This window comes from bacterium, from assembly GCA_016708315.1.
In the GTDB taxonomy this organism is placed as follows: Bacteria; Zixibacteria; MSB-5A5; order CAIYYT01; family CAIYYT01; genus JADJGC01.
Genome location: JADJGC010000018.1, coordinates 1 through 10009 on the forward strand (window position 1 = coordinate 1; position 10009 = coordinate 10009).

General features: G+C 57.3%; 12 protein-coding genes. 5 read left to right on the forward strand and 7 right to left on the reverse strand.

The features are described from left to right. Positions 1-113: 113 nt before the first annotated feature. Both IPH59_11915 and IPH59_11920 read left to right on the forward strand, forming a co-directional pair. A complete protein-coding gene (locus tag IPH59_11915) occupies positions 114-1061 on the forward strand; it encodes a hypothetical protein (protein ID MBK7092406.1) in 948 nt (315 codons plus the stop codon). After that, positions 1058-1540: a thermonuclease family protein gene (locus IPH59_11920; protein ID MBK7092407.1), complete on the forward strand. Its 483-nt coding sequence runs from the start codon at positions 1058-1060 to the stop codon at positions 1538-1540. The genes IPH59_11915 and IPH59_11920 overlap by 4 nt, the downstream gene beginning before the upstream one ends. Here IPH59_11920 and IPH59_11925 read toward each other — a convergent pair. The 3 genes from IPH59_11925 to IPH59_11935 all read right to left on the reverse strand — a co-directional run bounded on the left by IPH59_11925 (position 1537) and on the right by IPH59_11935 (position 4191). Continuing rightward, positions 1537-2748, reverse strand: coding sequence for an RNA-directed DNA polymerase (locus IPH59_11925; GenBank protein ID MBK7092408.1), 1212 nt, complete (start codon positions 2746-2748; stop codon positions 1537-1539). The genes IPH59_11920 and IPH59_11925 overlap by 4 nt on opposite strands. 62 nt (positions 2749-2810) lie before the next feature. Further along, a complete protein-coding gene (locus IPH59_11930) occupies positions 2811-3656 on the reverse strand; it encodes a sigma-70 family RNA polymerase sigma factor (protein MBK7092409.1) in 846 nt (281 codons plus the stop codon). 139 nt (positions 3657-3795) lie between these two features. Then, positions 3796-4191, reverse strand: a complete 396-nt coding sequence (locus IPH59_11935; protein ID MBK7092410.1) for a hypothetical protein — start codon at positions 4189-4191, stop codon at positions 3796-3798. 247 nt (positions 4192-4438) lie between these two features. On the opposite strand from IPH59_11935, the gene IPH59_11940 reads away from it, so the two are divergent. Further along, positions 4439-4711, forward strand: coding sequence for a hypothetical protein (locus IPH59_11940; GenBank protein MBK7092411.1), 273 nt, complete (start codon positions 4439-4441; stop codon positions 4709-4711). 75 nt (positions 4712-4786) lie between these two features. Here IPH59_11940 and IPH59_11945 read toward each other — a convergent pair whose 3' ends face one another. Continuing rightward, the gene (locus IPH59_11945; GenBank protein ID MBK7092412.1) at positions 4787-6136 is read right to left on the reverse strand and encodes a DNA cytosine methyltransferase; all 1350 of its coding nucleotides are present in this window, start codon (positions 6134-6136) and stop codon (positions 4787-4789) included. Positions 6137-6325: 189 nt separating this feature from the next. On the opposite strand from IPH59_11945, the gene IPH59_11950 reads away from it, so the two are divergent. Both IPH59_11950 and IPH59_11955 read left to right on the forward strand, forming a co-directional pair. Then, entirely contained in the window at positions 6326-6556 is a 231-nt protein-coding gene (locus tag IPH59_11950; protein MBK7092413.1) for a helix-turn-helix transcriptional regulator, read from the forward strand. A gap of 26 nt (positions 6557-6582) precedes the next feature. Beyond that, positions 6583-7803 carry a type II toxin-antitoxin system HipA family toxin gene (locus tag IPH59_11955; protein MBK7092414.1) on the forward strand — a complete coding sequence of 407 codons (1221 nt, stop codon included), beginning with the start codon at positions 6583-6585 and terminating at the stop codon, positions 7801-7803. Positions 7804-7842: 39 nt separating this feature from the next. On the opposite strand, the gene IPH59_11960 is transcribed toward IPH59_11955, so the two are convergent. The 3 genes from IPH59_11960 to IPH59_11970 are packed head-to-tail and all read right to left on the reverse strand — an operon-like array spanning position 7843 to position 9830. Next, positions 7843-8784 carry a hypothetical protein gene (locus IPH59_11960; protein ID MBK7092415.1) on the reverse strand — a complete coding sequence of 314 codons (942 nt, stop codon included), beginning with the start codon at positions 8782-8784 and terminating at the stop codon, positions 7843-7845. 39 nt (positions 8785-8823) lie between these two features. Then, complete coding sequence (locus tag IPH59_11965; protein ID MBK7092416.1) at positions 8824-9324, reverse strand: hypothetical protein; 501 nt, start codon at positions 9322-9324, stop codon at positions 8824-8826. Beyond that, positions 9321-9830, reverse strand: coding sequence for a DUF1573 domain-containing protein (locus tag IPH59_11970; GenBank protein MBK7092417.1), 510 nt, complete (start codon positions 9828-9830; stop codon positions 9321-9323). Before IPH59_11970 ends, IPH59_11965 begins: the two co-directional genes overlap by 4 nt. Positions 9831-10009 lie beyond the last annotated feature (179 nt).

The following is a 10009-nucleotide window of genomic DNA, read 5'->3' on the forward strand; positions in this document are numbered from 1 at the left end:
CAGGTGGTCCCGTTCGTTCTGGCCACGACAGGTGACGCTCCAGCATTGCACAAGGTGCGGCGCTCCTTGCGGGCTGCTCTCAAGCAACACCCGCAAGACTGATAGAATAGACTGTGAGCAAGATCGATCCCGCTCAAGGGTACATCGTGATGCGCGAGGGCGACCAGCCTGATCCCGCCAGGGCGCAGCCGTTCTTGAAGGCCGCCGCCGCCTTTCTCAAGGGAGCTGCCACTGATCCGGTGACACGGCTTTATGACACGGTGACCGGAATGTCGTATTCGCCAGCGGATGCCGACGTCGTGAGGCTGGTTTATTTTTCCCATCTGCGTCCCGAGGACATGGAAGTGAGGTCGGCCGACGGCAGAACATTGCAACCCGTACAGGACCTGCCGGAAACTTTGCAGAATCTCGCGAGGCACAAATCCGGCGGACTGTTCGTACCTGCCGATGACGTTTGGTTGGTTCCTCCTCCCGAAATCAATCCTGAGTTTGAACAGCAGATCGAACTGTTGCGGCACGAGTTGCCGGAAATGGAAACGGAAGCCCCAACGGCGGATCAAGTCCATCCGCGCGGACCAGCCGGAGCGGACACCGATGCTTATCCGGTGGAACTACACGACGACATGGATCTCCTGCCAGGCCTCTCGGGTGAGAAAATGCTAAATGCAACGATTGCCTTTGTGCGCCAGGCCAACCCCGCGACGCTGGCCGCGCTTGGGGCGCTGGCCGGCATGCTGGCCTACAAGTCAATGGGGTTGAAAGGAGTGGTGGGTTTGCTCCTGGCCGTCGCCGCGCTCAAACGATATCTCAAGATGGGCAGCCGCATCATCATGGACCAGCGGCTGGACCTGGTCGCCCGCGGAATTCAGGACGGCATCCCGGTGAACAAAAATGGACAAGTGGACGCGGAGTTCCTCGAAGCGCTCCGTCACTTTCCGGTCGGCGATCACAATGTCGCCTTCCGGCGTCTCAGTCCGGCGGTTCGAGCGCGGCAATGGGAGCATCATCCCATCAGGTTGATCCTTCCGCATACGGCCTGGAGTCGCACGCCGAAACGGTGAGTCAGGTGGTGGACGGCGATACTTTTGTTGGTCAGCGCGGGCGTTACCGGTTGATCGGAATCGATACACCGGAACTGGACCATCACGACAAATCACAGCCGGGAGCGCAGAGGGCCTGGGAAGCTCTTCGTCAACTGATCCCGCCAGGGTCGCAGGTCCGGGTGGAGGTAGCTCGAAACCAGCCGGCACTTTATGGCCGCATGCCCTGTTACCTCTACGCGAAGGATTCGGTCTCGGGAAACGAACTCTGTGTCAACAAACTCCTCGTGGAAGAAGGTCTGGCGCGCGCAACCAACTTTCAACCGTACCACCCGAAAATGCAGGAATTCGTTCAATCCGCCCTGGACGCCATTTCGCAAAGGAAGGGCCTCTGGAACGCCCTCTACAATCCCAAACCGCAACCGAGGATTCTCTCCGTCCAAGCGGAGAGATCCGTAGCAGGCAGCGTCGACGAGCGCGTCAACTTCTCGCTGGCCTAATCCAAACTGAACGCGGCGAATGCCGGCTTGTCGGCAGGCAGTGGAGTTTCCCCCGCGCCCAATCCCGTGCGCAGATCGTACTCCTGTTTGAAGAGTTGCTTGATCCGTTGATGGTACGGCTCGTATTGCCCGGCCTCCAAACTCTCCAGCAGTTGCGCCCATTCCGCTTCCGCCTCGTGATAATCTGGCGGTAGAAGCGCGTGTTGCATGATGTGGTTGGTCAGGTGAAGCCACCGGAACACTTCGCCAGCGGCACCGATCGGCAACTGCGGTTGGGTTTGCACGCGGTTTCTGACCTGTGTCAGATAATGGCGATAGATTTTTCCATGCAAGGCGTGCGGCAAGCTTCGGTCGAAAATACATTCCGGGTGTTGAATGATGCGGTTGAGCGATTCGTCCTCGCAGGTTTGCCGAAGCATGAGCATCTCGAGGATATAAGGCGTTGGTTGCTGACTCATCCGGTTGAGCAGACAGCTCAGGCTGTAGGTAATTCGTCCGTCGTGTTCGCGGTAGGGCTGGCCCGTCTTGTTGACGTGGAGTTTCACCTTCTTGTGATTGGGCAAGCGGAACGTCTCGCCGCTCAAATCGACTTCGATCAATTGTGAATCGTCCAGGATTTGATAAGACCGGCCGAGGAACACCAGTTCTTCAGACGGGACGATGCAAGTCTTGGTGGGGCTCAAGAGCATTCCCAAAGGCTCAATCACGGCCTCAAGTCGTCGTTTGGCCTTCGTGCATTTCTCGAGACTGCCCAGGACGCAGATGTCGTCCACATAGCGAAAGTAGTGCGAAAAATCGGTCATGGCGGCGTCGACGTCGCGCAATACCAGTTCGGCCAGCCACGGGGAAAGCGGACTGCCGACTGGCAAGCCGCGAGAAACGGGTCGGAGGATGTTGACCAGCCCTTGGCTCAGGTGGCCAGGCAGGGAAAGAGATTTGATCCGGGACCTAACCTCGTCTTGCGGGATCGAACCGAAACAGTCCTGGAGGTCAGCACGCAGGGCTATCGTTCCTGGTTCGGCCCGAAGCGCCTCGCGAATGTGCGCTTGGATTTGCTCCGGCTCCCATTTGACCGGGCAAAGGTGTTTGAGTTGTTCGTAAATTTCGCGGTGCCGACGGCGGTCTTCCGCATTCGGGATCTGAAGCCGCCGTCCATTCATGCTGACGATCCGGTACGGTTGCGGGGCATCAGCAATTTGAAATCTCATTCGCGCGCGGCACGAACGAAGATCGCCCGCCGCACGATTGTTGGCTTTTGGCGAAGCCGGTTTCAGACAGGATCAAGAGTCAGGTGAAAGATCTCACCTAATCGCTGCCGGAGTCGGGACAGGGCTTGTAGTTCAATTTTACGAACACGCTCACGCGTGCGGCCGAGTTGTTCCCCGACGGCATCGAGCGTGGCGACCGGACCATCCAAGCCAAAACGTTGGCGGATCACAAACTGTTCCCGATCGGTGAGACACTCCGCTATCGCCTGGCGAACCACGGCCAAATCCTCGGTGTCCATCATTTCCTGGAAGGAACAGCGCTCTTCCGGAATGACGCAGCCGATCATTTCGCCGCTCCCGTCGCACGCCGGCGCATCCAGACTCACTTCAGTAACCCGGTACTTCAGCACGTGACGAACGGCCTCCACTTTGAGACCGACTTCGCCCGCAATGCGGTGTTCATCGTGTTCCGCAGCGGCTTCGTCGTAACTGGGCGCATGGAGCACTTTGTGCAATTGGGTCGCGCGGCGGATGGGAATGCGCACAGTGTGCGCACGATTGGCGGCCATCCGGATCGCCTGCTCGATCCAGAGCGTGGCGTAGGTTGAAAAGCGGGTGTTGAATCCCTGGGGATTGTATTTCCTGGCGGCGATTTGCAAACCTTCGTTCCCGGCGGAGATCAATTCCTCCATGGTCAATTGCGTGTGCTGCCAGCGTTTTGCGACCGACACGACCAGCCTCAAATTCGCCTCGATCAACCTTATTTCGGCTCGGGCTGACTCATCTTCGGGCCCCTCCCGGATCGCGCTGCTCAACTTGATTTCCTCCGCCGCCGTCAGCAGGGAAACCTTCCCGATTTCATTCAAATAGTTGTCAAGATATTGCGTACCGCCACTAACCGCACTCATAGCACTTTTGCTCTCCCAGAGATGTTGCAACCCGGTATGCGGGCCGCAGAATTTTTGCAGGCACACCCAACGAACAAGAACGGGTGACGGATGAATGAGTCTGCGATGATCGTCTCGCTGGCAAACTTCCGACCGTCAGTCAGTTCTTTCGCTTATCCTCGGTGCCAACCGATGCCTTCCGCTGAGTGCCTTTCTCACGGTAGACGGGAATAAGAAATCTGATGAGCTTGGCTTTTCCGGTGTTCCCTTCAGGGACGCGCACGTAGCGCTCGACGTATTGACCGGTCCACTCCAAATGATTGATCTGGTCGCCAACTTCGGTGGTGAGAGGTTCGGCTTTGGTTGAATCCCGTGCAGTCGGTTTGCGCAGTTGCGGAAGGTAAGCCTGGCCTGTCCCATTTGTGGAGCTCGTGTCCAACCTGGAGACAGTTGGAGAGATGGTGGTCGGGTGATTGGTGGCCTGCCCGTAAATAAGATTTGTTCCCAACAGCAAATGCAGGGCGAGAACCACGGCAGGTTTCAAGGCGGCTTTCACTCGACTGTCCGTTGATACATACACGGTCGTCCCTCATTATAGTGCGGCGGGTGATGTATTGCCCCCTCGTCGAGCACAAAAGTGTTTGGGCCGGCGCATTAGCGAAATAGCAAAATCCAGACCGCACGAATCCAAATCACATTTGAGAGCCGGCTGGCTGGACTGGTGATCCCACCGATGCCACGCAACAGATTCGCTGTCGCGGTCCAGTTATTCTCAGCCATCTCACTTTGGCCTATAATCGAGTATGAAGTTCTCGGGCACACCTGCTGAATTGTTCATGGCAATACGAGATGGTGGCGAGCGTTTCCAGTGCATCGGCCAGATGGGGATTCCCAAGGTGGCGGGATCGGCCGTCGCTGTGCCGGGTCTGGTCGCCATCGGTGCTGGAGTTGCCATCACCAGGACGCTCGCGGAGAAAAAGCAAGATAAGCGGGTCAAGCGGCTCGTGAAACGCGAAGTCGAGAAAGCGGTCAAAGCGCGACAGCCCAAAGGGCTTTCCTTCGACTTGTTTGGTTAAACGAGCCGCTGCGAAATGATCCGGGACGCTGCTGCTTTATTCGATTCGCGCGGATCCGTGAACGGCGAAAAGAAGTCAGTTGAAGAGTCGATACTGTGGCGGTGTGGGGACGCGATCGGTTTTGAGCATGTGCTCGAGGAAATCGCCCAGTTGACCGATCAGTTGCCGGAAGATTCGCGTTTGCACGCCTTGCCCCAAAATCTCCACCGCAGTGGCGTATGATCGGCTGGTGAAACCCTTCCGGGGAACGAATCCCATCAGCCGCTCAATTTCCGGGACCCGCAGCATTCGAACTCCACCTTCGCAAGCGACAAACGGACCGCAGTTGATCTTCCAGTAGCTGCGCAAAATGGTGGGGACCTTCGAACTCTGGGGGTCGATCACGGTGAACCCAAAACCGTTGCCCGCGGCGCGGTGGCGCTCCATGTGTTCCGCTCTTCCGGCAATGCAATTCCGGATTCGCTCCGCCTCAACTCGGTCGCGCATGGGATCCGCCGTATCCAGGTAATCACCGGCACTCCCATCGAAGCGCTTCATCGGAATGGCCGGATAGAAACGGGCGAACAGCGTGGCCACCATGACTCCGCGTTTGCGATCCTGAGGCTCCGCCCATTCGTCCCACGGGTTCAACTGAAAACAGTGGACGTGGTAGCCGAGACGTTCCAGGTGAGCCATCAACACGCGACCAGCGATCGCGTTCGGCCCAAAAAATCCCGGTACATTTTCCACCATCACCGCCAGTGGCATGTGTGCAGCTACGTGATGCGCGAAGGACAGGAACAGGTCGCCGTCGTCCCCAAGTTCGCTGCCTCCCTTCAAACCCTTTTTGGCCACGCCGGTCGTTGAGAAGCACGTGCAAGGCAAGCTGGCGAACATGAAGGCGGCCGAGGGCAAGTCGCCGGGGTCCAAATCACGGATGTCGCACTGGTAGAGCGGCACGTCGGGATGTTCCAATGCGAAGTGCGCCGCGAATCTCGGCGATATCTCGACGGCGCCCGCCAGCTTGAATCTTGGATCGTCGGTGACGGCGCTGGTCAGCGTTCCGCCGCCGGCGAAGTACTCGATGGCAGGCAGTGGCAGCCCATGAGTACGGTGCCGCACAATGTGAAAAGAGCGTACCGACGGAGTCACCTGCAACCTTTTGAAACTGGCGGAGAGCTTGATCTCCGTGTGCCCCTGGAAATCGGACAACAAACGACGGCTGTTCAGATCAATAATCGGGCACGGGAGGCCCGACATCTGCCGGAAGGAAACCCGATTGCGGGTCCGATGCGCGACGGGAACCAGATGGAGTGTATCGCCTGCTCTTTGCCGAACATCCAGAAAGGATCCGGCCTCGAAACCAAGCTGTTGGAGGCGCGGCGATTCGATCCACACCCTGGCGCAACCTTTATTGGAACCGAGCTTTTGAAAGGCCGTAAGCACGCAACAATTCTTGTATTGAAATATTCCGCGTAGCGGGAACGCGGCATTTGAGCTTGTCTCGCACTCGCATCTCTGTTCCCGTTCGGGAATAAAGCGTTGATTTTCTTGACCACAGGCGCAATTGTTCCCGTGCGGGAATAATTCACTTGATTTGGGTGTAAGATGCGTGCAATATTACCGCTCGGTAACATGAAACATACTCCGAAAACCATAGGGGAATTGGTCAAAAGCACCCGCAAGCGCATGGGGGTGACGCAAAAGGATTTAGCCATGACTTCCGGCACGGGCCTGCGGTTCATCATCGAGATGGAAAAGGGGAAGCCTACCTGCCAGCTCGGCAAGGTGCTCACCGTCCTGCAGACCTTGGGCATCAAAATCGAATTGGTTCCGCCCGCTGGGAACGACAAGAAGGGAGGTTAAGAATGGCCCGGACGTTGAACGTTTACTTGCGTCGGCAGTTGGTCGGCCTGCTCATTCAGAATGAGCATGGTCAGATGATGTTCTGTTATGCTGAAAGCTGGCTGAACGATGCAAAGGCCATTCCTCTGTCGCACTCGCTGCCGCTTGGAAAAGAGCGGTTCAGCCGCAACGAGTGCCAGGGGTTCTTTGCCGGCATTCTGCCGGAACAAAGCAAACGCGAGATTATTGCCAAGAACCTCGGGATCAGCGCCAGAAACGATTTCGCCATGCTGGAACAAATCGGCGGCGAATGCGCTGGAGCGGTGACATTCATCCCGTCTGGTGAAAGCCTGCCAGAACGCAACTACGGTTACCGCCAGTTGAGCAGTCAGAAATTGGCGGAGATTCTCAGGCAATTGCCGCGCCGTCCGCTCATGGCAGGAGAGGATGGCATCCGGCTCTCCTTGGCCGGTGCCCAGGACAAAATCGCGGTGCATGTTTCCAACAATCAAATTTCCATGCCCCTTGGTGGAGCGCCCAGCACGCACATTCTGAAACCGGCCATCGAGCGGTTCGAAGGCATTGTATTCAATGAAGCATTTTGTATGAAACTGGCTGGCGCGATTGGCTTGCACACCGCCAAGGTAGAAGTCGGCAAGGTAGAGAACATTGATTATCTCCTGGTCGAGCGTTATGACCGAACGCTGTTGAAGGATTCCTCCGGCGGTCCCGAACAGTTGGAACGGGAGCATCAGGAGGACTTTTGCCAGGCACTGGGAATTGTTCCTGACAACAAATACCAAAACGAAGGCGGGCCTTCGCTAAAGCAGTGCTTTGCGCTATTGCGTGAATTGTCCAGCGCCCCGGTGATCGACCTTCAACGATTATTGGACGCGGTTATTTTCAATTTCCTGATCGGAAACCACGATGCTCATGGGAAGAATTTCTCGCTGCTTTACGGCCGGGAAACGCGGTTGGCGCCGCTTTACGATGTTCTCAGCACGGCCTATTACCCAGAACTCTCCCCCAAAATGGCGATGAAAATCGGCGGAGAATATGTGTCTGACAAAGTGCTTCCAAAGCACTTTGATCAATTGGCGGAAGAAGCGGGCCTTGCCAGGCCAATGGTAAAGCGGCGTGTACGGGAACTGGCGGAAACAGTCCTGTCAAAAGCGCCCGACCTGATCACGGAACATCCCGCTGCAAACGCTGTCGCAGCACTTGTTCAGAACCGCTGCACAACCGTATTGGAGAAATTCAGAGGGTAGTGGTGAATCAGGAAACGCTCCCCGGCACAACGGAAAGGCTTACTGGACTTCAATCAGGGCCGGGGCTTTGACCACGAACCGTCTGGGCGGCGGTGCTTCCACGAGAATCTCGGAAAAGGAATTGGTGTTGATTGTTCCAGCCACGTAGCTGTCTGTCGCCACGTACGTGAGTGTCCGAGTCAAAGTGTTTTCTTTCTGGCTGTAGGTCATCTGCCATGACGGGCCGCGTTTCCAACTGCGTTGGTAGCGTTCGTCTCCGGGAGGTTCCCATTGCCGCGGAATGTAAACGGGATTCTTTGGAGACCGCATCAGTTGGCGCGTCCACTGTCTGCCCGGAAAATAGTATTGATAAACTTCCGTGCGGACCTTGGATGGCCAGAGAACGCGAAGGGGAGGTTTTTCGAGTTCGAACGGAAGGCATGGATATTGAACTGAAAAACTGATTTGCGTGCGCACATGCTCCCGCTCCGCGTACGCAATAGCTTCAGCCTTGCGGCGTTCCTCGACAAGCTTGTGCCAGGTGAACCACCGCGTCCACCGCAGGTTCTCCGGGTTTTCCAGCATGCGGGAGACAAGTGTGTTGGCGTCTGCGGGCGATTCGAGACTGAGCCGCTTGACGAGGTCCTCCTCAATTTCAGAGGCAAGCCAGTTCGTCTGCCAGCTCTGGACATGAAGCCGCAGGAATTTCAGCGCGTTGGTGCTCGGCGGAACGGTGAGGTAATAAGCCGTGTACAATCGCAACTCGTCAGGAAATGCCGGCACGCCTTTGAAATACTTGGTCGCGTCCCAATCGAGCGTGGCGCACAGGATCGCGAAGTTGGTTGCCTGTGTGGGGCTTTGTAGCGGGTTGGCGAAGTGAAAACTGGACAAATCTCTGGGGGCGATTTCGCCGCAGGTCAGTGCGCGGAAATCCAGTTCCATGATCTGGCTGCCACGAATGGGGAACATCGTGGTCAGCAATGCGAGGATGAATTCAAACATGCTGGGCTGATTCGAAGGGAGAACACCGACGCGCCGATTTTAGAATACCAACTCAGTGAGCTGCCCCTCCTGGCGCTGCAGTTCTCTTGGCGCGTTCATCTTTTCAAACACGGGCATCAACTCCGCACTGTGCCGGCGGAGATAATCCTGGACCTCTTTGCGTGCCGCCTCGACCTTGGCGCGGACGCCCGGCTGCTGGTTTGCCAGCTTGATGAGCGTGAGTGTCTGCTGGAATTGGGCCTGAAATACCGAGTTAGTCATGGCCTGCCACAGTTGCTGATCCGCGGTTCGCAGCTTCGCGATCGCGGCGGCCGAACGCTCCGTTGGCGGTTCGCCCGGCTCGATTCGCGGCAAGGGCGTAAACACTTCGGCCGGACGATTGTGGTTCACCACGTGGGGAGGGCTGGGAGTAGCCGGCGCGGCGCTTTGGAACTTGGGCAACGGCTTGAACTCCGTCGGGCTTATGGTCTGGGCGATGGCGATGACGGCGGCGCCCGAAATCAACGCGACGGATGCCAGGATGAAGCGACGTGTGTTCATTGCTTGGGTTGGATCCAGATGACGGTTTGGTAAAGATTCGTTTGGCCATCCTGCAGGATCACGTATTGGACGGACGGACGTTGCTGCTGGATGACCGCCTTGATTTGAATGGCGCCTCTGGCCGGCACGGTCTGGCTGGTGGACTCCACGCTCGTACATTGGCACGAGGATGTGAAGCCCTTGATTTGAACCGGGTCGTCCGTCTTGTTCGTCACCGAGTAGATGGCGACGTAGTTGGTCCGGGCTGGATCAAAATCGAAATGGATGTCTTTCGGCACGTCCAGGTTTCCGCCAGACCAGATGGCGGGCAGCGCCCGCTTCTGGGATTCCACCTTTGGAGGTTTGCTGCCATCCAGAGATGGCGGGCGAGCAACGTATTCTTTTACGACGGGCCCGGGCGGCGTCTGGTCCTTGCCGGACGGGCCACCAGCGACGGGGCCAGCGCCAATGACGCTGAGGGTGAAGGCCGCCATGGCGGCGGCGAGAATTGGGGTTTTGGTTTTCATGTGCATGTGTCTTGTGTCAGGGCCATCGGGGGATGCTCCCGTTGAAAAGCTTGAGGCAGTCGCCCGTCTTGGGTTCGCTGACGGGTATGTCGAAGTTGGGCGAGCCGCGCCGCACGACCACGCTCAACGGGATGAGGATGTCCGGGCACGGTTGATTATCGACTGCCAATCGTGCCTGG

What these genes read in the sequence shown, in the direction of transcription:
- IPH59_11925 (MBK7092408.1), bottom strand. Translation starts at nt 2,748, where the DNA reads ATGAGATTTCAAATTGCTGATGCCCCGCAACCGTACCGGATCGTCAGC.
- IPH59_11930 (MBK7092409.1), bottom strand. Translation starts at nt 3,656, where the DNA reads ATGAGTGCGGTTAGTGGCGGTACGCAATATCTTGACAACTATTTGAAT.
- IPH59_11940 (MBK7092411.1), top strand. Translation starts at nt 4,439, where the DNA reads ATGAAGTTCTCGGGCACACCTGCTGAATTGTTCATGGCAATACGAGAT.
- IPH59_11950 (MBK7092413.1), top strand. Translation starts at nt 6,326, where the DNA reads ATGAAACATACTCCGAAAACCATAGGGGAATTGGTCAAAAGCACCCGC.
- IPH59_11960 (MBK7092415.1), bottom strand. Translation starts at nt 8,784, where the DNA reads ATGTTTGAATTCATCCTCGCATTGCTGACCACGATGTTCCCCATTCGT.
- IPH59_11965 (MBK7092416.1), bottom strand. Translation starts at nt 9,324, where the DNA reads ATGAACACACGTCGCTTCATCCTGGCATCCGTCGCGTTGATTTCGGGC.
- IPH59_11970 (MBK7092417.1), bottom strand. Translation starts at nt 9,830, where the DNA reads ATGAAAACCAAAACCCCAATTCTCGCCGCCGCCATGGCGGCCTTCACC.